Source organism: Lactobacillus sp. WILCCON 0058, from assembly GCF_057198005.1.
Genome location: NZ_JBUBHM010000001.1, coordinates 2309981 through 2331881, shown reverse-complemented (window position 1 = coordinate 2331881; position 21901 = coordinate 2309981). Strand labels below are relative to the sequence as shown.

18 protein-coding genes are annotated in these 21901 nt (G+C 50.6%); 11 read left to right on the top strand and 7 right to left on the bottom strand.

From position 1 onward, the window contains the following. Positions 1-475: 475 nt before the first annotated feature. The 5 genes from rpmH (at position 476) to mnmG (ending at position 5315) form a co-directional block, all read left to right on the top strand. A complete protein-coding gene (rpmH, locus tag ACYVUU_RS10825; protein WP_008459582.1) occupies positions 476-616 on the top strand; it encodes a 50S ribosomal protein L34 in 141 nt (46 codons plus the stop codon). 48 nt (positions 617-664) lie between these two features. Beyond that, entirely contained in the window at positions 665-1030 is a 366-nt protein-coding gene (gene rnpA / locus ACYVUU_RS10820; RefSeq protein ID WP_439775012.1) for a ribonuclease P protein component, read from the top strand. After that, positions 1030-1899: a membrane protein insertase YidC gene (locus tag ACYVUU_RS10815; RefSeq protein ID WP_484500876.1), complete on the top strand. Its 870-nt coding sequence runs from the start codon at positions 1030-1032 to the stop codon at positions 1897-1899. Before rnpA ends, ACYVUU_RS10815 begins: the two co-directional genes overlap by 1 nt. Positions 1900-2007: 108 nt before the next feature. Further along, the gene (mnmE, locus tag ACYVUU_RS10810) at positions 2008-3393 is read left to right on the top strand and encodes a tRNA uridine-5-carboxymethylaminomethyl(34) synthesis GTPase MnmE (RefSeq protein ID WP_439775010.1); all 1386 of its coding nucleotides are present in this window, start codon (positions 2008-2010) and stop codon (positions 3391-3393) included. Between the two features lie 26 nt (positions 3394-3419). Next, entirely contained in the window at positions 3420-5315 is a 1896-nt protein-coding gene (mnmG, locus tag ACYVUU_RS10805; RefSeq protein ID WP_439775009.1) for a tRNA uridine-5-carboxymethylaminomethyl(34) synthesis enzyme MnmG, read from the top strand. Positions 5316-5405: 90 nt separating this feature from the next. Here the strand turns inward: mnmG and ACYVUU_RS10800 are convergent, their stop codons facing one another. After that, a complete protein-coding gene (locus tag ACYVUU_RS10800) occupies positions 5406-5651 on the bottom strand; it encodes a hypothetical protein (RefSeq protein WP_373868171.1) in 246 nt (81 codons plus the stop codon). Then, a complete protein-coding gene (locus tag ACYVUU_RS10795) occupies positions 5638-5892 on the bottom strand; it encodes a hypothetical protein (protein ID WP_439775008.1) in 255 nt (84 codons plus the stop codon). Before ACYVUU_RS10795 ends, ACYVUU_RS10800 begins: the two co-directional genes overlap by 14 nt. Positions 5893-6782: 890 nt before the next feature. Between ACYVUU_RS10795 and spxB the strand changes: the two genes are divergently transcribed. From spxB to ACYVUU_RS10780, 3 genes are all read left to right on the top strand, one after another. Next, positions 6783-8633: a pyruvate oxidase gene (gene spxB, locus ACYVUU_RS10790; protein ID WP_484499356.1), complete on the top strand. Its 1851-nt coding sequence runs from the start codon at positions 6783-6785 to the stop codon at positions 8631-8633. 98 nt (positions 8634-8731) lie between these two features. Then, complete coding sequence (gndA, locus tag ACYVUU_RS10785) at positions 8732-10117, top strand: NADP-dependent phosphogluconate dehydrogenase (protein ID WP_439775695.1); 1386 nt, start codon at positions 8732-8734, stop codon at positions 10115-10117. A gap of 245 nt (positions 10118-10362) precedes the next feature. Next, a complete protein-coding gene (locus tag ACYVUU_RS10780; RefSeq protein WP_484500875.1) occupies positions 10363-10911 on the top strand; it encodes a hypothetical protein in 549 nt (182 codons plus the stop codon). Positions 10912-10967: 56 nt separating this feature from the next. Here ACYVUU_RS10780 and ACYVUU_RS10775 read toward each other — a convergent pair whose 3' ends face one another. Continuing rightward, positions 10968-12650: a hypothetical protein gene (locus tag ACYVUU_RS10775; RefSeq protein ID WP_484500874.1), complete on the bottom strand. Its 1683-nt coding sequence runs from the start codon at positions 12648-12650 to the stop codon at positions 10968-10970. A 241-nt stretch (positions 12651-12891) separates the two neighbouring features. Between ACYVUU_RS10775 and ACYVUU_RS10770 the strand changes: the two genes are divergently transcribed. From ACYVUU_RS10770 to ACYVUU_RS10760, 3 genes are all read left to right on the top strand, one after another. Next, positions 12892-13527 (top strand): zinc metalloproteinase, encoded by a 636-nt coding sequence (locus ACYVUU_RS10770; protein ID WP_484500873.1) that lies wholly within the window; start codon positions 12892-12894, stop codon positions 13525-13527. Positions 13528-13808: 281 nt separating this feature from the next. After that, positions 13809-15506 (top strand): ABC transporter ATP-binding protein, encoded by a 1698-nt coding sequence (locus ACYVUU_RS10765; RefSeq protein ID WP_439774831.1) that lies wholly within the window; start codon positions 13809-13811, stop codon positions 15504-15506. A 72-nt stretch (positions 15507-15578) separates the two neighbouring features. Further along, positions 15579-17117: a ClC family H(+)/Cl(-) exchange transporter gene (locus ACYVUU_RS10760; RefSeq protein WP_439774830.1), complete on the top strand. Its 1539-nt coding sequence runs from the start codon at positions 15579-15581 to the stop codon at positions 17115-17117. 76 nt (positions 17118-17193) lie between these two features. Here the strand turns inward: ACYVUU_RS10760 and ACYVUU_RS10755 are convergent, their stop codons facing one another. From ACYVUU_RS10755 to ACYVUU_RS10740, 4 genes are all read right to left on the bottom strand, one after another. Next, on the bottom strand, positions 17194-18504 hold the full coding sequence (locus ACYVUU_RS10755; protein WP_439774829.1) for an NCS2 family permease: 1311 nt from the start codon (positions 18502-18504) through the stop codon (positions 17194-17196). Between the two features lie 217 nt (positions 18505-18721). Continuing rightward, positions 18722-19468, bottom strand: coding sequence for an amino acid ABC transporter ATP-binding protein (locus ACYVUU_RS10750; protein WP_439774828.1), 747 nt, complete (start codon positions 19466-19468; stop codon positions 18722-18724). 19 nt (positions 19469-19487) lie between these two features. Beyond that, positions 19488-20945 (bottom strand): ABC transporter substrate-binding protein/permease, encoded by a 1458-nt coding sequence (locus ACYVUU_RS10745; RefSeq protein ID WP_484500872.1) that lies wholly within the window; start codon positions 20943-20945, stop codon positions 19488-19490. A 244-nt stretch (positions 20946-21189) separates the two neighbouring features. After that, positions 21190-21888: a deoxynucleoside kinase gene (locus tag ACYVUU_RS10740; protein ID WP_270448896.1), complete on the bottom strand. Its 699-nt coding sequence runs from the start codon at positions 21886-21888 to the stop codon at positions 21190-21192. Positions 21889-21901: the final 13 nt, after the last annotated feature.

The following is a 21901-nucleotide window of genomic DNA, read 5'->3' as shown; positions in this document are numbered from 1 at the left end:
AAAACATTCCCTCCAAAAAATTTTTTAGCAAAATTATTTTAGCATTTACTGACCAGGTTTTCCACAGGTGGAAGAAAGAAATCCAGAATCCACAGGCTGTGGACAAGAAATAAAAAGATGACTGTGAACTCTGCTGATAATTTTATCAAAATCGGCCAAAAGTGGATAAGTCCTGTGGACAACTTTTCTTAGAGTGGCAAAAGGAGAGCCCACTTTTGACCAGATATATCCACAGGGTGTTGAAAAAGTTTTTGACAGGGTGTGGACTGTGGATAAGTCTGCAAAAAAGCCTGTTGATTGCCGGGAAAAAATTTTTTCGCGGTCTGCTTTCTGTCCACAGGCGGGGGATTAGCTTCAGGCAGTCTAAGGAAAAAATCGGGCAAGTTTGCAAGAAAAAGCTTGGTTTTTTTTGATTTCCGTGCTATTCTAGATAAGAAATTGTGCACGTAGCACTAAAAAATGGAGGTGCAAATATATGTCAACTAAGAGAACTTACCAACCTAAGAAGCGTCACCGTTCACGCGTTCACGGCTTCATGAAGCGTATGGCTACAAGCAACGGCCGTAAGGTATTGGCTAGACGCCGTGCAAAGGGTAGAAAAGTATTATCTGCTTAAGCCACTGAATCCCAGTGGTTTTTTTAATTTGCAAGAGTGTAAAGAGCTTTGAGAAAGTCATATCGAGTTAAATCTGAACAGGATTTTCAGACCGTCTTTGAAAATGGCGAATCAGTTGCCAACCGGGCTTTTGTGATCTATGTCCTGCCTAGAAAGCAGAATAAGCATTTTCGCGTCGGCATCTCTGTCGGCAAGAAGGTCGGTCACACGGCCGTCGTGCGCAACCGTCTCAAGCGCTACATCAGGGCGGTGCTGACCGAGAACCGGGATCGGATTAAGCCGGACCTGGACTTCTTGGTGATTGCCAGACCCTACGCTCGCGATTTTGATTGGGAAAAGACGCGGGAAAACCTGCTTCACGCGCTGAACCTGGCCCACGTCATTGAAGAAGAGCCAAATAAAGAGGAAAAATAGTGAAGGACATTTTATCGAAGAAGAGTACCAAGCGCCTTCTGGCCGCTCTGGCACTGGTGACGGTTTTTGCCCTTGTTCTGAGCGGCTGCGCTTCGCAGACCACCCAGAAGCCAACGCCGATCTCCCATAATTCCAGCAACTGGTGGGATGCCTGGGTAGTTTACTACCTCTCCCAGTTCGTGCTTTGGATTGCCAAAGTCTGCGGGGGCAGCTACGGCTGGGCCATCATCATCTTTACGGTTATCATCCGGGTGATCCTCCTGCCTTTGAACGCGGTGCAGATCAACAGCACCAGAAAGATGCAGGAGATCCAGCCGGAACTGAAGGCCCTGCAAGAGAAGTACTCCAGCAAGGACCTGGAGACCCGGAACAAGCTGAATGAAGAAACGCAGAAGCTTTACAAGGAAGCGGGCGTCAATCCTTACGCCGGCTGCCTGCCGATGGTCATCCAACTGCCGGTTATGTGGGCCCTGTACCAGGCCATCTGGCGGACGCCAGAGCTGCAGAACGGTAAATTCTTGTGGATGGACCTGGGCAAGCCAGACCCATACTACATCCTGCCGGTTTTGGCAGCGGTATTTACCTTCCTGTCCTCATATATCGCGACTCTGTCGGTGCCTAAGTCTTCCCAGACCACGATGACCAAGGTCATGAGCTATGCCATGGCGATCATGGTCGGGATCTCGGCCATCGTCTTCCAGTCCGCGATCTCCCTTTACTGGGTGATCTCCAACCTCTTCCAGGTTGGCCAGACCCTGGTCCTGCAGAACCCATTCAAGTACCGCAGGGAACAGGAAGCCAAGGAAGAAGCTGAACGCGAGCGCCAGCGCAAGATGCGGCGGGCTTACAAGCGGATCAAGCGGAAATAATTGAATATTCATCTAAAGTTTTTTAGATAAAGTAGTGAAAGTGCTTTATCCATCATTTTTCATGGTGGAAATTGCGCTTTTTTTATTGGAAAAAAACGAGGTAACGAGATGGTTCAACGTTTAACTGAATTTGATACGATCGCGGCGATCTCAACGCCGCTGGGAGAAGGCGGGATCTCCATCGTCCGCGTCTCCGGGGAAGATGCGGTCGCCATTGTCAACCGCTTGTTTAAGGGCAAGGACTTGGAAAAAGTTCCCAGCCACACGATCAACTACGGCCACATCGTGGATCCGGCGACTGGGCAGGTGATTGACGAGGTCATGGCCTCCGTCATGCTGGCGCCGAAGACTTTTACCAAGGAAGACATCGTGGAAATCAACTGCCACGGGGGGATCGTGGTCACTAACGACATCCTGCAGCTGCTCTTGGCCAATGGGGCCAGAATGGCTGACCCGGGCGAATTTACCAAGCGGGCCTTCGTCAATGGCCGGATCGACCTGACCCAGGCTGAAAGCGTGATGGACATCATCCGGGCCAAGACTGACAAGGCCCGGCAGGTGGCGGTCAAGCAGCTCTCCGGCGGCCTCTTGACGGAAATCCGGGCCCTGCGCCAGGAAATCCTGGACGTTTTGGCCAATGTCGAGGTCAATATCGACTACCCGGAATACGATGAAGAAGAAGTGACGGCGCAAAAGATGCTGGCTTGCGCGGAAGATGTTAGCGGCAAGATTGATCGCCTCTTGGAAACGGCCCAGGAGGGGCAGATTCTCAGAAACGGCTTGAAGACGGCGATTGTCGGCCGGCCTAACGTGGGCAAGTCCTCTCTTTTGAACTACTTGACCCAAAGCGACAAGGCGATCGTGACGGATGTGGCCGGAACCACCCGGGACACCCTGGAAGAGTTCGTGTCCGTCAAGGGGGTGCCGCTGGAGTTGATCGACACGGCCGGGATTCACCATACCGAGGACCAGGTGGAAAAAATCGGGGTTGAGCGGTCGAAGAAGGCCATTGCCCAGGCGGACCTGATCCTGCTTTTGCTGGACGGCAGCCAGGAATTAACGGAAGAAGACCGGCAGCTTTTGGATCTGACAAATGGCAAAAAGCGGATCATCGTGCTGAATAAAACGGACCTGGGTCAGAAGCTGGCCGCGTCTGAGATCGCTGAAGAAAGCGGCAGTGAAGTGATCAGCACCTCGATCATGATGAAGGAAAACCTGGACGAATTGGAAGCCTTGATCAAGAAGCTGTTCTTCAAGGGGATCGAAAACTCCAACGACCAGGTTCTGGTGACCAACCAGCGGCAGGCGGGCCTTTTGGCCAAGGCCAAGCAGCAATTGGCCGACGTGGCCAGCGGGATTGAAGACGGGATGCCGGTCGACCTGGTCCAGATCGACTTTACCGGAGCCTGGGAAAGCCTGGGCGAAATCACCGGAGATAGCGCGCCAGATGAATTGATCAATGACCTCTTCAGTCAGTTCTGCTTAGGGAAATAGCGAGGAAGGCAAGGAAGACGAAAAAGATGAAGACTTATGTTTCAAACGAATATGACGTAATCGTGGTCGGCGCCGGCCACGCGGGCTGCGAAGCAGCCCTGGCCAGTGCCCGGATGGGGGAGAAGACCCTGCTTTTGACCATCGGCCTGGACATGGTGGCCTTTATGCCCTGCAACCCGTCAGTCGGCGGCCCGGCCAAGGGGACCGTGGTCAGAGAAATCGACGCTTTAGGCGGGGAGATGGGCAAAAACATCGACAAGACCTACATCCAGATGCGGATGCTGAACACGGGCAAGGGGCCGGCTGTCCGGGCATTAAGAGCCCAAGCTGACAAGTGGGACTACCACGAAGAGATGAAGCGGACCATCGAAAACACCCCTAATTTGACCCTGCGCCAGGCGGTCGTTGACGACTTGATCGTTGAAGACGGGGAATGCCGGGGCGTGGTGACCAACACCGGGGCCCGCTACCGGGCCAAGAGCGTGGTCTTGACGACAGGGACCGCGGCCAGAGGGCGGATTTTTATCGGGGAACTGAACTACTCATCCGGCCCCAACAACACGATTCCAGCCATCAAGCTGTCAGAAAGCCTGGAGAGACTGGGCTTCAAGCTGCGCCGCTTTAAGACCGGGACGCCGCCGCGGGTCAACAAGCACACCATCGACTACTCCAAGACCGAAGAAGAGCCGGGTGACAAGGAACCCCGCCACTTCTCCTTTACCAGCAAGGATGAAGACTACCTGACTGACCAGACTTCCTGCTGGATGACCTACACCAACCCGAAGACCCATGAAATCATCAATGAAAACCTGGACCGGTCACCGATGTTCTCCGGTGACATCGTCGGGGTAGGGCCGCGCTACTGCCCGTCAATTGAAACCAAGGTCGTCCGTTTCGCTGACAAGGACCGGCACCAGATCTTCCTGGAACCGGAAGGGCGGAAGACGGAAGAAATCTATGTCGGGGACTTTTCAACCTCCATGCCGGAAGAAATCCAGCTGGAAATGCTGCACACGGTCGCCGGCCTGGAAAAGGTTGAAATGATGCGGCCGGGCTACGCCATTGAATACGACGTGGTCGACCCATGGCAGTTGACCCACACTTTAGAAACCAAGCGGATCAAGCACCTGTATACGGCCGGGCAGATGAACGGGACTTCCGGCTATGAAGAAGCCGCTGGCCAGGGCTTGATTGCCGGGATTAACGCGGCCTTGAGCGCGGAAGGCAAGCCAGCCTTTACCCTGGGGCGCGATGAAGCCTACATCGGGGTTTTGATCGATGACCTGGTAACCAAGGGGACGGAAGAACCTTACCGGCTCTTGACCAGCCGGGCTGAATACCGCCTGCTCCTCCGTCACGACAATGCCGACCTCCGCTTGACGGAAAAGGGGCATGACCTGGGCTTGATTGACGATGATCGCTATGCTGAATTTTTGGCCAAGAAGGAACTGATCCAGGAAGACCTGGACCGGCTGGGCGAGATCACCGTCCACCCGACCATTGCCGTCAACGAATACCTGGCTGGTTTAGGCGAAACTGGCTTAAACGGCGGGGTCAAGGCAGATGTCTTCCTCAGACGGCCAAAGGTGACGGTTGAAGACGTTGAGCGCCTGACCGGGCAGAAACTGGCCGGGGACCGCTATGTCAAGGAACAGGTGGAAATCGACATCAAGTATGCCGGCTACATCAAGAAGCAGGAGATTCAAGTGGCCCGCCTGCGCCGGCAGGAAGCCAAGAAGATCCCGAAGGACATCGACTATGACCAGATCGAGGGCCTGGCTACGGAAGCCCGGGAGAAGTTCGCCAAGATCCGGCCGGAAACCCTGGCCCAGGCGGAAAGAATCTCCGGGGTCAACCCGGCCGATTTGGCCATCTTGAGCGTCTACGTGCAAAACGGAAAATACGCCAAGGTTCAGAAGTAAGTTAAAAGGCGAACCCGGTGGGGTTCGCCTTTTTTTGCTGTGGGGGGATGCATATGGCTTTTTTGAGTGGATAAAAAATGAGAGTAATTCTCAATTGTTTTTGTTCTTTCTAGTGAGCTTAGTTCCGATAGCGATAAGCAAAACGACTACGGTGTAGCCACCGCCAAGCAGCAACTCTGCAAACCAGAATTGGCTGCTGGCACTAGCGAGGTGCTCACCAAAAATCATGGGACCGAAGCAGTAATAGGCATTGTAGAGGGTGATTAAGACTAGACCAAATATAATGATCAAGACTAATCCACCAAGCCAACTGACTAACTTTTTAATGAAATTCATCCCAACCACATTCGGCGCCCCAAAGAGCTACAGATCCCCAACCAATTCCAGGCATAGCAAGTTTTGCAAGACGCTTAACGGCAAAGCTTGCTACTTTCTTAGATGCATATTTAGTTATTGTGCGTACCATTATAGAAGAGGCCTTTTTCCAGGCGTGTGATTTTAAATACTTAACTGTTAAAGGTTTAAATATTACTTTTGCTAGATTTTTAAGTTCACCCATACCCATTTTATTTAGCATACATTTTCCTCTTTTTTCGAAAAACTGTACTGCTCAATTTTTTCACTCTTAGCTAAGGCTATTTCTGTAGTACTAGTTATACTTTCAGAAGTAGCAGTTGCAAGAACGAGAGCAATTAGACAAGAAATCAGGATATTTTTTAGTTTCATAGTTTTACCTCATAACACAACTTATTTATAATATGTATAATAATACGCGAGCAGGAACGTGTCAATATCATTATATAAATACTGGAATACAGGAGTGGGCAGTCAGGTTATAAACTAGTGTAGCGTCATACTGATATTTTTAAAATGTTGCTAAATTCTGGTATGATCTCTGTAGTATATCTATTAATTAGCTACGGAGGATTATCCTCCATGACGCCTACTTCTAAAAAATACATTGTTACTTAAACTTCCCACTTGCAAAAGTGGGAAGTTTAAGTTCTTTACAATAATTGTTAACTTCATTGTCGCTGCAGCCGTAATCATGACCATCGCTGCTAGAGCTGGTTACCGGCGGACAGCGCGGAACATCGGCATCGCCGGAGCAGTGATCATTATTATTGCTTTTTGCGGAATGAATTATTTTATCACGTTCATGTAGTCAAGCGGTCAAGTCCCTAGGGGCTTGACCGCTTTTTTACTTGAAATAATCGACTGCCTTTATACTTTTTTAAAAATTAATAAAAACTTTACCTAAAAATATTCTCCGTAAGTTAGCTACTTTTTCACAAAAAAGAAAGGGAAGATAGCACAAACTTTTTATCCGGAAAAAGCAAGTTTGTGAATTAACTAGCTTAAAAAGCGGCTAATCCTTGCTATAGTAGGTTTTGATAGCACTTGCAAAAGTGAAAAAATGTGGTTTAATAAAGGGCTGTAAGTAATAATTTTTAAGGAGATTCACTTATGGCAAAAATTAAGGGCGCAAACGCCGTTTTAGATGTTATGTACAAGTGGGGCATTGACCACCTTTACGGTTTCCCAGGTGGTTCTTTTGACTCAACCATGAACGCGATCTACGAAATGCAAGACAAGATCAAGTTCATCGAAGTTCGTCACGAAGAAGCCGGTGCCTTGGCTGCCTCAGCAGAATACAAGCTTACTGGCAAGCTTGGTGTCTGCATGGGTTCAGCCGGCCCTGGTGCCATCCACTTGATGAACGGCTTGTACGACGCTAAGTACGACAAGACCCCAATGGTTGCCCTGGTAGCCAACGTTCCAACTCCTCGTCAAGACATCAACTTCTTCCAAGCCTTTGACGAAATGCCATGGTTCCGTGACGTTGCCGTTTGGGTACACCAAGCCAAGACCAAGGAAGCTTTGCCAGTTTTGATGGACACTGCTATCCGTCAAGCATACGCAAAGAAGGGTCCAGCTGTTTTGGTAATTCCTAAGGACTTCGGTTGGCAAGAAATCGAAGACAACTACCGCGTTTCCGCAAGCAACCACGTTGCTGACAACTACGCTGCTCCAACTGCTGAATCAATTGAAGCCGCAACTAAGTTGATCAAGGAAGCTAAGAACCCAGTTGTTTACTTCGGTTTGGGTGCTTCAGGCGCTGCTGACGAATTGAAGGAATTCTCTGACAAGTTCAAGATGCCAATGATGTCCTCATACCTGGGCAAGGGTATCGTTGAAGACAGCTTCAAGCCATACCTTGGCACGATCGGCCGTATCGGCGCTAAGGCTCCTAACGAAGTTCAAGGCCACACTGACCTGGTTGTTTGGGTTGGTAACAACTCACCATTCTCAGTATTGTGGTTCCCTAAGAACGCCAAGGTTATCCAAATCGACGTTGACCCAGAAAAGCAAGGCAAGCGTCACTCAGTTGACGTATCAATCCTGGCAGACGCCAAGAAGAGCTTGCGTGCTTTGATCGACGCTGGTGAAGCCCGTGAAGAATCACCACTTTACAAGGCTGCTTTGGCTGACCGTGAAGAATGGGACGCATGGACTGCTTCATTTGCTGACGACCACTTGAAGGACGAAGGCCGCGTACGCCAAGAACCAATCTGGGACGTCATCAACAAGGAAGCCGCAGACAACGCTGTCTTCGCTATTGACGTTGGTAACGTCAACATGGACCACGTACGTCTGTTGAACATGAACGGCAAGCAACGCTGGACTACTTCCGGTTTGCACGCAACCATGGGCTACGGCGCTCCAGCTGCTGTTGCAGCCGCAACTGCTTACCCAGACCGTGAAGTATGGCACTTGGCCGGTGACGGTGGCTTCGCTATGATGAGCGAAGAACTGCTGACTTTGGCTCGCTACAACATGCACGTATTGACTGTTGTCTTCACTAACGAAACTTTGGGCTACATCGAAGCAGAACAACGTGACGAATCAAACCAACCTCTGTCAGGTGTTATCTTGCCAGACAACGACTGGGCAAAGGTTGCTGAAGGTATGAACATGAAGGCCTTCACTGTTCACGACAAGGCTGAATTCCAAGCAGCTGTAGAAGAATGGAAGAAGATGGACGGCCCAGCCTTCATCGACGTTAAGTACACTAAGCACATGGCTTACTCAACTGAACTTAACACTCTGGACGACCCAGAATTCGTGAAGTACTACCACGCAGAAGCTCTGCACCCATTCTCATACTTTGCTGAAAAGTTTGGTTTGGAAATTGACGCGGCTTCAGGTGCTTCCGGCCACTCAGAAGACAAGGCTGACGCATTGCAAGTTCAAGCAACTTCAAGTGCTTCAGTTCCTGAAAACGCACCAGACACTACTTCAGGTGCTTCTCACTAAGAGAAATATAAATAAAGAAGAAAGCGAAACCTTTTGGTTTCGCTTTTTTCTTGCTTGCAAGTATAATAAAAGAGGCAGACATACTAGGAGGTAAATAAATGCAACAATTTGGTGTGATCGGTTTATCGGTCATGGGCAAGAACTTAGCCCTCAATGTTAGAAATCATGGCTTTTCAGTCTCCGGCTTCTCCATCGACAAGCCGGAAGTCGATGCTTTGGCCAAGTACGAGGACGACAAGCTGAAGCCGTGCTACACTTGGGAAGAATTCGTTGATTCTTTGGAAAAGCCCCGCAAGATTCTGGTGCAGATCATGGCTGGTGACCCGGTTGACCAAACCATTCAGAAGCTGATCCCGCTTTTGGACAAGGGCGACATCATTATTGACGGCGGGAACTCCAACTTCCACGACACCAACCGCCGCTACCACGAATTAAAGAAGCACGGCCTGCACTTTATCGGCATGGGCGTGTCCGGCGGTGAAGAAGGTGCCTTGAACGGCCCGGCCTTGATGCCAGGCGGGGACAAGGAAGCTTATGAAGAAGCTGCGCCAATCCTAACCGCGATGGCCGCCAAGACTGAAGACGGCCGTGCCTGCGTGTCCTACATTGGGCCAGAAGGGGCGGGCCACTACGTCAAGATGGTCCACAACGGGATGGAATACGCGATCATGCAGGAAATCTCTGAAGTCTACGACATCATGCGCAAGGTAGCCCACAAGTCCAACAAGGAAATGGCAGATATTTTTGCCGAATGGAACAAGGGGGACTTGAACGCCTACTTGATTGAAATTGCTTCACAAGTTTTGCGGCAAAAGGATGACTTGACTGACGACGACGTGATCGACCACATCTTGAACGTTGCTTCCTACAAGGGGACTGGCAACTGGATGCTGGAAGATGCCATCAAGCTGGGCGCTCCAATTACGGTGGTAGCTGAAGCCGTTTTGGCCCGGTTTATGTCCAAGGCAACGACCCGTGAAGGCAAGGAAGTCGTTTACAAGGGCGAAGTTGCCAGCGACTTGATCGACAACTTGGGCAAGGCAATGTACCTGGCACAGATCGTGGCTTACGCTCAAGGCTTCCAGCAATTGACCATGGCCGCTAAGGCTTACGACTGGGAATTGAACTACCCGGCAATCGCGCAGAACTGGGAAGCGGGATGCATCATCCACGCCAAGACCTTGTATCATATTGAAGATGCTTACGCTGATGGCAAGCAACTGGACAACCTTTTCCAAGACCCATACTTTGCGGGCGTGATGGAAAAGAACCTGCCAGCCTTAAGAGCAGTCGTTAAGCTGGCAGCGGAAGCTGGCGTGCCGACTCCAAGCTTCAGCGCGGCTCTGAACTACCTGGAATCAATCTTCAACCCAAGCCTGCCGGCCAACATGATTCAGGCGCAAAGAGACTACTTCGGTGCGCACACTTACTACAGAAACGACCGCGAGGGCGTTTACCATACCGAATGGTATGAGGAAAAATAACAAACGGTATTGATGAAAAAGAGTGAAACTTCGTTGGAAAGTTTCACTCTTTTTGTTTGCATAGCTAGTGAAGCAAGATGCTGGGGATATGGATTAAGGAAAGCTATTACATAATTAGAATAAAAAACTGGCCATGGCTATTTTATACTGTTCTTTTCATAAAATAGCTGTTAAATATATAGTTGACAAATAAATCTGTCAGAAATATACTGAAAGCGGTTAAAAAGATATAGGGGGAGCATGTTATGGAGTTTATTCGATCTCACAAATGGCTACTGGCTATTTCTGGCTTAATTGTCGTTCTGCTGCTTGGGACATTGTTGCTGTTAAAGCACGTCGACAACAGCGCTAGCGCGATTTTGGAAGCTAGAATAACGGCTGACGATGGCTCTGGAACTAGCTTCGCGACCATCTATGATAACGGGAAGGTCGAAAAAAGCAAGTCCAGTCAAAACAAGCAGTTTGTTAAGCCGATTGAAGTAGATCCACAAGTTTTTGTGGAGCATACGGACAAGAAAAACAATATTTACTTAACGGTAAACGAGAAAGTACTGAGGAAAAACAAACAGGTCTCTTCTGATGAAAACTGGGTCAAGATAACTAAGCTGATCGCCAAGAGGAGCAAGCACGCTATCGCGATGCTGAGCCTGTTTAAGCTTGGCGATGACTACTATGCCTTTCTAAAATACAATGCCGGTCTTTCAGATGAGGGCAGCCTTTATCAGTACAGGGGCAGCTTGACCAAAGTGGCTACGCTTGATTCCGGCAAAATATCGGGCTTAAAGAAAAAATGAGCGAGCAAAAAAGCAGTCAGCTTTCAAAAAGTTGACTGCTTTTCATCTGTAAACTATTACTTGCTGTTCTTCGCGAAGTCGCTGATCTTCAAGAATTTCTTTTCTTTGGTCGTCTTGTTGACATAAACGAATTTGCAGGTTTTGTTGTTCCAAGTGTAACTGTATCTTCTGTGCCAAGTGCCATCTGCCCGCTTGTAGTAAACGGCCGGGATGTAGCCATTTGGCGTTGCATCCGAGACGATTCTCCACACGCGTTCGTACTCAGCCTTGCTGAGCTTGTTAATGTTGGTGACTGGGGCCTTTTTCCCGTTGAGGTAAGTCTCAGAGTTGGCCAAGAGCCATTTGGCAAAAGTTACCTCACCCTTATTGCCGGAAAGAGCCTTTTGCGCGTTGCTGAGCGCGTAGTCCAGGTAGTCACGGCGGTAGGAAGATGACAGCTTGTAGACCGTCTTCTTCTGGACGGCTTCAGCCTTGGCGATTTCCTTCTTCAAGGCTGCCAGCTGGCTTGCGCTGGCCGGCTGGTCGCTTGTCTTGGCCGCCTTCTTGGAAATGATGGTCGGCAGCTTTGCTTTCTTAAATTCGCTGGCCTTTAAGAAGCCATTGTATTGATCAGTTGCCTTGAAATCTTCGTCATCTGCTTGAGTTTCAAACCAGAAGAACTCGCCGATCAGGTGCTGGTCTTGCAGGTGGTAGAAGAGCTCAATCTTCTTAGTCTGCGGGTTGAGCAGGTAAGCTTGCCCATCCACGTGAACAAATAAGTTTAAAATCTTCTTGCCTTTGATGGCGGTCCCGGTCATATCGTATGTTTGCAGTTTCTTAGCTTTTCTGTCTTTGGCTACAGCATATTCGGTCTTGCCTGGCAAAAAGTCGCCAGCATCCATGTGCTGCTTGATTTTTAGGTTGCTGTCATCGAAGAAGGTACTATCTTCGTATGTTTCAGCCCAATAATCCGTATCACCCCAAAGAAGGTATTCATGGGTCTTGGCAACGCGATAGTAGAAAAGGGTATTATCGGCACTGCCGGCACTAATACACTTGTCCAGCTTAACCTTTTGCCCTTTCTTGTAGAGATGGTTGGTTTCATATAAGCGGGAGTCAAAGGAGTACATGTTCTTTTTAACCGTAGCTGTGATAGGTCCCTTGACGGTCAACTTTTCTCTTTTTATAGAGAAAACGTTAACGGCTTTGATATAGCGGTTTTTCCCGATTTTAAGGTACTTTTTCTTATAAACCTTAGGTATTGCATATGGCTTCTTTGTATTGCCGCTATAGTAGGACCACTTGTCCTTCTTGCCTTCTTTACTGCTGTACTTAACTTTTCCAGCGTAGATCAAAGGCTGGTAGACCTTGTACTTCTTGCCGGTCCGCTTCAGCTTTGAATTGTAGACGTAGCTGTTGCTGTTTAAAGCAATTGCCGGCTTGCCGTTGATCAAAATGACAGAGTCTGCCGGGACATAGCCGCCATGGCCAATGTAGTAGTAAGCTCTTACTCTCTTGTGAGTTTCTTTGACATAGTGAATGCCGTAGTAGTTGACGGTTTTGGCTTTCTCGTCAAAAAGCAGGCTGGCGCTCTTTCCGCGGTATTTTTCCAGACTGTTGCCCTTCTTGTCCCTAACTGTAGTCATGCTGGTAACCTTGATGGTGCCTTTCTTCTTGGCCGCGCTTGCCGGCTGCGGGGAGGCAGCCAGGGTCAGCAGGCCTAAGAAGGCAGAGGCGATAACCATAGCTTTCTTTTTCATGATAAAACCTCCGAAATTACACACACTGTTCTACCAATATTATATCGTTTTCGGGAAGCGCTTGCGTTAGTTCTGGGCTGCTTTTTATATTAAGTAGAGGGCGATATTTTTGATTGCATCGTAATGGTAAACGCTGACAAAATAAACTTTTTCTCGGATAAGTAAAGATTTCAACCGCTTACTTCTTATAGTGCTATAATCAAAAAAGAAAATAACTGTTAGCAGATTTTTAGGAGGAATCATGAAAACGAGAAAACTGTTGACTTCTGCTGCTGTTGTAGCCTTGGCTTTGCCGGCATTTACCCTGGGCCAAGGCAGTCATGTAAACGCGGCAACCACGCCAGCCGTAACTGCTGTTAAGACCAGCTATAGCGCCAAGACCAAGTCATTGACGATCACTGGTAAGGCAAAGGGCGCAAGCAAGGTGGCTGTCAGCTACAATGCCAAGGCACTCAAGCCAGTCAAGGTAAGCAAGAAGGGCCAATTCAAGACGACCGTCAAGTTCACCGGCTACAAGGACTTCACTCTTACTGGCTTGAACGCCAAGGGGGCTGCCGTAACCAAGGCCTACGTTTTGGCCAAGGACAGCTACGCTGCCGCTAAGCCAACCCTGCTCAAGGCTGACCGGACCAAGAAGGGGCTGACCTTCACGACCGATGCCAAAAAGAAGACTACTTTGAACTTCTACTACAAGAACAAGCTGGTCAAGAAGGCTAAGCTGACCAAGGACAAGCAAAAGGTCTTCTTCTCAGCCAAGTCACTGAAGGGCAAGAAGGGGAACTTCAAGGTCGTTGCCTCAGTTGCTGGCAAGAAGAGCAGCCAAGCTGCCCAATTCAAGATCATCGGCGTTGGCCAGGCAACCGTAACCAACTACTAAAAGCGAATATAACTCTAGAGAGCGAGACTCCATCCGTGAGCTTCGCTCTTTTTCTTTTGCCCGTTTTCTGACGAAAATGACGCGAAAAGCGGCAAATTTGACGGCTTTCGTTTACGGCCAGCTCCTTGGCCTACAATTGCCTTGTAAGTTGATTAGATGAGGAGCAAAAACAATGTTCAATTTTATTTTGGAAATGGAAAAAATCCTGGAACGTGACGGCAAAAGCGCCAAGCGGCACCGCAGAAGACAGCATAGATACAGCTTCATCTGCTTCCACAGCAATGATTAAAGCTGGAAAAATCCGCCTGTTTTCCCTTGACCGCCGGCAAGTCCTGGCGATCCTCTTGAGCTGCCTGGCCACGGCCCTGTCCTTGAAAATTCCTCTCTTGCTAAAGCAAGTGATCGATCGCGGAAAAATGCTTTCCTGGACAAACAGCCTGGGCCAGATCGGCTTCTGCCTGCTCATTTCCAGCCTCTTGGAAGCCGGCAGCCAGTACCTGCTCAGCCTGGCCGGAGACGAGCGGATCAGAGATCTGCGCCTGCTTTTGCAGGAAAAACTCCTCCGCCTGCCCTGGAACTACTATAAAGAAAACAGTCGCGGCTCCCTGCTCAGCCACGTCCTAAACGACAGCTCAGTGGTTAAGGACTTTACCGTTAGCGTTCTGCCTTCAGCCTTGGTCAGCCTTTTGACGGTTGTTGCCAGCCTGGGAATCTTGTTCAGCCTGGACGTTAAAATGACTTTGGTGATCATTTTGACTTTTGCCTTGATTGCCAGCAGCGCCTTTCCTTTAGGAAAAATCAATGAGCACTTCGCCTACCAAAACCAGGCCAAGCTCAGCCGGGTATCTGCTGATTTGGATGAAAACCTGGCCAATATCAAGCTGATCAAACTGACCAATGCCCAAGCCGGCGTTTTGCAAAAATTCCGCGGCGACCTGCAGGACTTGTTTGCCCTGTCCCGGAAAACTGACGCGGTTTTCAGCGTGACTGGACCCCTGCAGACGGTCTTGACCCTGGCCGGCTTTCTCCTAATCCTGCTCTACGGCAGCCAGCGCCTGGCTAATGGCAGCCTGTCTTTGGGGATGCTGAGCTCATTTATCATGTACATGTTCGGCATTATTTCCCCGATCAATAATTTGGGCAACTTTTACATGAGCTACGCTGAAGCCCGGGGCTCCCTTAAAGCCATCAGTGAAATCCTGGCCCAGGCGGATGAAGCTGATCCCGGCCAAGAGCTGCCTAAGAAAGCCGCTGACCTCAAGGTCCGCGACCTGACTTTTGCCTATCCAGGCAGCCAGAGCCCGGTTTTACGGGACTTATCCCTGGACTTTAAAGAAGGGGCGAAAACAGCTTTAGTTGGCCCATCTGGGGCCGGCAAGACGACCTTGATCAACCTTTTGACCCGCTTAGAAGCTGGCTATCAAGGGCAGATCCTGCTGGGTGACCTGGAAGCTAAAAGCTGCAGCTTGCCTGCCTGGCGGGACCTCTTCAGCGTGGTTGCCCAGGACAACAATATTTTTGCCGGTACAGTCGCCGACAATTTGCTCTTTGGCTTGGAAAAATCCGTCAGCCGGTCGGACATGATCCAGGCCCTGCAAGTTGCCAACCTTTGGCCGGAACTGGACTTGGACACCCGGACAGGAGAGGGCGGCTGGAAGCTGTCCTTGGGGCAAAGCCAGCGCCTGCAGCTTGCCCGGGCCTACTTGCGGGATGCCCCTTGCCTGATCCTGGATGAAGCCACGGCTAACCTGGACCCCGAGTCAGAAGCCAAGGTCAGTCAGGCCGTTGACCGGATTGCCCAAGAAAAGATTGTCATCATCATCGCCCACCGTCTGTCGACGATCGCCAATGCCGATAAAATCTACTTCTTAGATCAAGGCCAAGTTCAAGCAGCTGGCCGGCATGAAGAATTGCTCAAGCAGCTACCGAAGTACCGGGCCTATGTCGAAGACCAGCTGCGGCCTTTGGAAAGCAGGTGAAAGTGGATTTTACATGTCCGCCTAAAAGGTTTATGCTGTTTTTATATGCAAAAAAAGGTGGGCAAACAATATATGGAGAGTGAAGACAGACAAACGCGCAAATCCAACCTGCGCTTATTATTTGAAGCCCTGGTCGTGGGCCTGGTGGCTGGCATCGTTGTCGGCAGCTTCCGCTGGCTGATCGGGCAAACCCTGGCCATGTGGCAAAAGGGCTACCAGGCAGCGCACGCTAACCCAACCCTCTTGTGGCTCTTAGCTGGGGGCGTTCTGGTCAGCGTGATTGTAGCCGGCTTCTTAGTCAAGCAGCAGCCCCATGCCGGCGGGTCCGGGATCCCTGAAGTAGAACTCCAGCTGCAGGGCAAGCTGCAACTGGCCTGGTGGCCGATCCTTTGGCGGAAGTTCATCGGCGGGGTTCTGTCGATCGGGTCTGGCCTCTTTTTAGGCCGGGAAGGTCCATCAATCCAATTGGGCTCAACGGTCGGCCAGGGGGTAGCCCAGGGCTTCAAGGCCTCGAAAAGCGACTCCCGGGTCCTCCTGGCAACCGGGGCGGCCAGCGGCTTGTCCGCGGCCTTCGGCGCGCCTTTGGGCGGGGCCATGTTCATCGTTGAAGAAGTCTTTCACAACTTTTCTCCCCGGGTCTGGCTGAACGCTTTAGCCGGAGCTATCATGGCCAACTTCGTGGTTTCCAATGTCTTTGGCCAGACTCCAGTCTTAGCGATCGACTACAAGCACAGTTTCCCCATCCTTCAGTACTGGCAGCTGCTCTTATTGGGGGCTTTTTTGGGCTTGATCGGCCGCTTCTACCAGTGGGGCCTGCTCAATTTCAGCCATGTCTATCAAAAAATCACCGTCCTTCCGCGCTGGCTGCACGGGATCATCCCGGCCCTTATCTTAGTGCCGGTCATGTACTACTTCCCGGGCTATGTCGGCGGGGGCAACAACTTGATTTTGAGCTTGAACCAAATTCATGCCGTAAATGTCCTGGTCTTGATCTTCCTCTTGCGGATCAGTTTTTCCATCGTGTCTTACGATTCTGGCCTGCCGGGCGGGATCTTCCTGCCGATCTTGACCATGGGGGCCCTCTTAGGGGCAGTTTATGGCCAGTTCATGGTTGACCTGGGCCTTTTGGACCAAAAATTAGTCGTCAACTTGATCATTTTTTCCATGGCTGGGCTTTTTTCAGCCATCGTCCGCTCGCCTTTTACCGCCATCATGCTGATCGCGGAAATGGTCGGGTCACTGCTGCACCTCATGCCTTTGGCCGTGGTTTCAGTTGCTGCTTATGTCGTCAACGAACTGCTGGGCGGGGTGCCGATCTATGAAAGCCTGGCCGGCCGGATGCAGACCAAAGAAGACAACGACTATGTCGGTGAAGCAGACCAGCTGACCGTTTCTATTTATGAAGGCAGCCAACTGGCTGACCACCAGGTTAAGGAAATCGCCTGGCCGGACCGGACCCTGGTCAGAGTCATCCACCGGGGGCAAAAGGACATTATCCCCGACGGGAATACCCAGCTGCTAGCCGGCGACCTTTTAGTCTTGGAAATCGACGAAAACCAGCGGGGTCTGGTCTATGACAAGATGGCCAGCCTGCAGGAAGCCAAAGAGTAAAGCTGAAAATGCATAAGAAAAAGCCTCGACAGCAGTCGAGGCTTTTTAGCTTGGCAAAAATTGTTATTGTTATCGTTTAGACGTTCAAGATCAAGAAGTAGATCACGAAGACTACAGCCAGGATCCACATCATTGGGCTGACTTCCTTGGTCCGCTTGGCAGCAGTCATGGAGATCGGGTAAACGATCAGACCCAGGGCCATCCCGTCAGCGATGGAGTAGGTCAAGCCCATGCCGATCACGATCAAGAAGGCTGGAACAGCGATTTCCAGCTTGTCCCAGGAGATCTTGGCCAGGTTGGCCGCCATCAAAACGCCGACGATGATCAAGGCTGGAGCAGTAACCGTAGTCGTTACCACGCTCAAGAGCGGGCTGAAGAACATGGACAAAAGGAAGAAGATACCAACCCAAACGGCAGTCAGACCTGACCGGCCGCCGGCAGCGATCCCGGATGAAGATTCAACGTAGGCGCCAACCGGTGAAGTACCGATGATGGAACCAGCCATCATGGCCGTTGAGTCAGCCGCCATGGCCTTGCCGATTCTTGGCATCTTGCCGTCCTTGTCAACCAGGCCAGCCTGGTGAGCCAGACCGATCAAGGTACCGGTGGTGTCAAAGAAGGCCACCAAGAGGAAGGTCAAAACGACCGTCCACATCTGCACCGTGTTGATGTCGCCCAGGTGGAAGATGGCTTGGCCGAAGCTTGGCTTCAAGCTTGGCGCCAGGGAAACGACAGAAGTTGGCATCTTGCTTTGGCCAACGATAATGCTGAAGATGGATGACAGGACGATCCCGATGAAGATCGCGCCTGGAACCCGCCGGATCATCAAGAAGATGGTGACCAGCAAACCGAAGATGGTTACCCAGGCAGCCGGGTCCTTGAAGGAACCGATAGTTACCAGAGTAGAAGCACTGTTGACGACCAGCTTGCCGTTTTGCAGGCCCAGGAAGGCGATGAAGATCCCGATCCCGGCGGAGATGGCAAATTTCAAGTCGTTAGGGATGCTGTCAACGATCAGTTCCCGCAGCTTGAAGACAGTAATCAAAATGAAGATGATTGATGCCACGAAAACAGCAGCCAGGGCAGTCTGCCACTTCACCTTCATGCCGATGCAGACAGTGTAGGCGAAGAAGGCGTTAAGACCCAAAGACGGGGCAGTAGCGATCGGGTAGTTGGCAAAAATACCCATGATCAAACAGCCAAGCGCGCTGGCCAGGGCAGTTGCCGTGAAGACCGCGCCCTTGTCCATCCCGCTGGCGCCCAAGACGCTAGGGTTGACGAAAAGGATGTAGCACATCGCGAAGAAGGTTGTCAGACCGGCGATGAACTCCCGCTTAGGGTTTGAACCGAGCTTATCGAGCTCGAAATACTTGTTAATAAATTCCATTTGATCCTCCAATAGATATTGTTCGGAATTTCCCTCGGCAGAGGGGGATATTTCTACCTTATCACGGAATAACTTGGATGTAAATACGAATCATAATTTTATCAGTGATTATAAAGTATGCTTCCGCTGAATGAAGGGGCTAAAAAGCGCTTGGGCATGGCAACTCAAGCGCTTTCCTTTTAATTTTCCACTTGTTTTTAAAAAATCTAAACTCAGCTTAGATATTCAAAACCTTGTTCAAGAAGTTCTTGGTTTCTTCTTCCTGCGGGTGGTCGAAGATTTCTTCTGGAGTACCCAGTTCCTTGATCACGCCGCCGTAGAAGAAGGCAACCTTGTCGGCCACCTGCTTGGCAAAGCCCATTTCGTGGGTCACCACGATCATGGTCATCCCTTCTTGGGCCAATTGCTTCATGACGTTCAAAACGTCGCCGACCATTTCCGGGTCCAGGGCACTGGTCGGTTCGTCAAAAAGCATGACGTCCGGCTTCATGGCCAGGGCCCGGGCGATGGCTACCCGCTGCTGCTGGCCACCGGACAGGGTGGTCGGCTTGACGTCGGCCTTGTCGTCCATGTTGACCATCTGCAGGTACTTGTGGGCTTCCTTGATGGCCGTTTCCTTGTCCATCTTGCCCAGTTCGACCGGAGCCAGGGTGATGTTTTCCAAAACGGTCATGTTCGGGAAGAGGTTGAAGTGCTGGAAGACCATGCCGATGTTTTCCCGGATCTTGTTGATGTCGGCCTTGGGGTCAGCCAGGTCGGCCCCGTCGACGAGGATGTGGCCCTTTTGGAATTCTTCCAGCTTGTTGATGCAGCGCAGGAAGGTGCTCTTCCCGGAGCCGGAGGGACCGATGATGCAGACTACTTCGCTGGGCAGGACGTTCAAGTTGGCGCCCTTGATGACTTCGTGAACGCCATCGTAGCTCTTGTGCAGGTCAGTTACCTGAACCTTGTATTTTTCTTCCATGGAAAAAGCCTCCTTTTAACTAATGTTGCATCTTCTTTTGAATGTAGTTGGACAGCCAAGTAAGCAGGGTGATGATGATCAGGTACATTACAGCGATGATCAGCCACATCTTGAAGCCCTGGAAGTTCTGGGCAATCAAGGTGGTACCAGTTTGCGTCAGGTCCATGACCCCGATGGCGGAAAGGATGGAAGTGTCCTTAAGAGTGATGATGAACTGGTTGACCAGGGATGGAATCATCAGCTTGAAGCCTTGCGGGGCAACAACCTTCCACAGGGCCTTGTAGTAAGGCAGACCCAGGGACCGGGCAGCTTCCCACTGGCCCACGTCAACTGATTCGAAGCCCCCGCGGACGATAGCCCCGATATAGGCCCCTTCGTCCAGCATCAAGGTCAGAATGCCGGCAGTAAAGAGGGGCAGCTTGTGGCCCAGCAGGGTCGGCATGCCGATGTAGATGAAGAAGGCCAGAACCATCATTGGGATCCCGCGGAAGATGTAGATGATTACGTTGGCCAGGCCATGCCAGAACTTGTGCTCAGCAATCCCCATGATCCCGAGGATCAAACCGAAGACCAGGGCGGCCAGGATGCCGACGATTGAGAGTTCGATGGTCATCCACAGACCCTGCAGAAGAGCGCCGGCGTTGTCCTTGATCAAGCCAAAAATTGAAGTATCAGTTACGACTTGGCTCTTAACAGCCTTCTTGCTGGTGTACTTGTTAACGATCTTCTTTAAGCGGCCAGTCTTCTTCAGCCAGGCCAGACCGTCGTTGAACATCTTGAGGAGTTCCTGGTTCTTGCCTTTCTTAACGGCAAAAGCCAGAGGAGCGTTGGCCACTTGCTTGCCGACGATGCGCAGGCCAGTCCCGTTGGCAATCCCGTAGCGAAGGGACGGACCATCGTCGAAGCAGGCGTCAGCGTTGCCGGCCTTGACGTCAGCCCAGGAAGTGTTGGAGTTGGTATAGTACTTCAGCTTGAAGCCGTACTTCTTTTGGACGGACTTGGCATAGATGGCAGAAGTGGTCCCGGTCTTGACGTTGACCGTCTTGCCCTTGAGGTCCTTCATGCTGGTGATCTTGCTGTCCTTGGCCACGGCCAGGCAGACCCCGTCAGTGTAGTAGGAGTTGCTGAAGTCGATGGTCTTCTTTCTTTCGCTGGTCACGCTCATGCCGGCGATCATCCCGTCGATCTGGCCAGACTGCAGGGCCTGGACGTCGGCGTTGAAGGACATGATCTTCAGCTCGTACTTGAACTTTTCGTGCTTGGCGATTTCCCGGAGGATTTCGATGTCGATCCCGGGGTTCTTGCCATTGTAGGTACCATCCTTGTCTTGGATTTCAAAGGGCTTGAAAGTTTGGTCGGTACCGATGATGTAAGTCTTCTTGCTGGCAGCCTGGGCCTTTGGCGCCGTTAAAAACAGCGCGGCGATGAGCAGGCTGACTGGCAGCAGGAGAAGTTTGCGAAGTTTCTTTAAATGCATATTATCTTTTCACCCTTTTTCATAAATGATTTCTTCCGCTAAAAAAACAGATTGTCAATATTGTATCACGTTTTTAAGAAACGGTTCATTTTATTCAGCTCATCTTCGGCCGAAAGCAACCGGTACCAATTTCCTTTTTAAAGTGAGAACCCAAAAATAATTAAGATAATTCATTCTGAGTGGCCAAAAAATAACTAAACAAGGAATTTGACCTAAATAAAAAAGCCCCCGCTTGGGGAGCTTTTTAAGAAGAAAATTCAATTGATTCAGTGGCAATCTCACCAGCATGCCAGTTCTTTGGCAGCTTGCCGACCTGCTTGAGCTTCTGGGTGATCTGGTCCAGGACTTCGGTCCGGTCGCTTTCGCTGGCCATGAAGTCGTAGTGGTCGCCGTCGATCATCATCTTTGGTGAGTAGTCGTAGTCATCATACCACTTCTCATAGTAGCGGAGCATCCGCTTGTAGTAGTCTTCCAGGGTCGGGTCGAAGCTGAGCTGCTCGTAGGACCGGCCCCGCTTCTGGATCCGGCTGATCATTGTTTCATAGGAAACATTGATGTGAACCAGGAGGTCAGGATGGCGCTTAGGCATCCGCTCCAGTTCCTTCATCATGCTTTCCAGCAGCTCATCGTAGGTCTGGACTTCCAGGTCATTGGCCCGGCCGATGTCCGCATTCATATGGAAGAAAAGAGAATCTTCATAGATGGACCGGTCCAGGACGTTGTTGTCGTCGCTGAGGGCTTTTTTAATGCTGTGGAAGCGCGTGTTCAAGAAGAAGAGCTGCAGCAGGTAGGTGTACTTGAGGGGGTCCTTGTAGAAAAGCGGGAGGACAGGGTTGTCATCAACGCTTTCGTAGAAAGGCTTGGTCCCCAGATATTTGGAAAGAATTGCGGTTAGGCTGGATTTACCGGCTCCAACGGGCCCACTTAATACAATAACGGTCATCACGTTCCTTCTA

Coding starts and splice junctions, on each gene's coding strand:
- rpmH (WP_008459582.1), top strand. CDS start 476: ATGTCAACTAAGAGAACTTACCAACCTAAGAAGCGTCACCGTTCACGC.
- mnmE (WP_439775010.1), top strand. CDS start 2,008: ATGGTTCAACGTTTAACTGAATTTGATACGATCGCGGCGATCTCAACG.
- mnmG (WP_439775009.1), top strand. CDS start 3,420: ATGAAGACTTATGTTTCAAACGAATATGACGTAATCGTGGTCGGCGCC.
- ACYVUU_RS10800 (WP_373868171.1), bottom strand. CDS start 5,651: ATGAATTTCATTAAAAAGTTAGTCAGTTGGCTTGGTGGATTAGTCTTG.
- ACYVUU_RS10795 (WP_439775008.1), bottom strand. CDS start 5,892: ATGCTAAATAAAATGGGTATGGGTGAACTTAAAAATCTAGCAAAAGTA.
- spxB (WP_484499356.1), top strand. CDS start 6,783: ATGGCAAAAATTAAGGGCGCAAACGCCGTTTTAGATGTTATGTACAAG.
- gndA (WP_439775695.1), top strand. CDS start 8,732: ATGCAACAATTTGGTGTGATCGGTTTATCGGTCATGGGCAAGAACTTA.
- ACYVUU_RS10780 (WP_484500875.1), top strand. CDS start 10,363: ATGGAGTTTATTCGATCTCACAAATGGCTACTGGCTATTTCTGGCTTA.
- ACYVUU_RS10775 (WP_484500874.1), bottom strand. CDS start 12,650: ATGAAAAAGAAAGCTATGGTTATCGCCTCTGCCTTCTTAGGCCTGCTG.
- ACYVUU_RS10770 (WP_484500873.1), top strand. CDS start 12,892: ATGAAAACGAGAAAACTGTTGACTTCTGCTGCTGTTGTAGCCTTGGCT.
- ACYVUU_RS10765 (WP_439774831.1), top strand. CDS start 13,809: ATGATTAAAGCTGGAAAAATCCGCCTGTTTTCCCTTGACCGCCGGCAA.
- ACYVUU_RS10760 (WP_439774830.1), top strand. CDS start 15,579: ATGGAGAGTGAAGACAGACAAACGCGCAAATCCAACCTGCGCTTATTA.
- ACYVUU_RS10755 (WP_439774829.1), bottom strand. CDS start 18,504: ATGGAATTTATTAACAAGTATTTCGAGCTCGATAAGCTCGGTTCAAAC.
- ACYVUU_RS10750 (WP_439774828.1), bottom strand. CDS start 19,468: ATGGAAGAAAAATACAAGGTTCAGGTAACTGACCTGCACAAGAGCTAC.
- ACYVUU_RS10745 (WP_484500872.1), bottom strand. CDS start 20,945: ATGCATTTAAAGAAACTTCGCAAACTTCTCCTGCTGCCAGTCAGCCTG.
- ACYVUU_RS10740 (WP_270448896.1), bottom strand. CDS start 21,888: ATGACCGTTATTGTATTAAGTGGGCCCGTTGGAGCCGGTAAATCCAGC.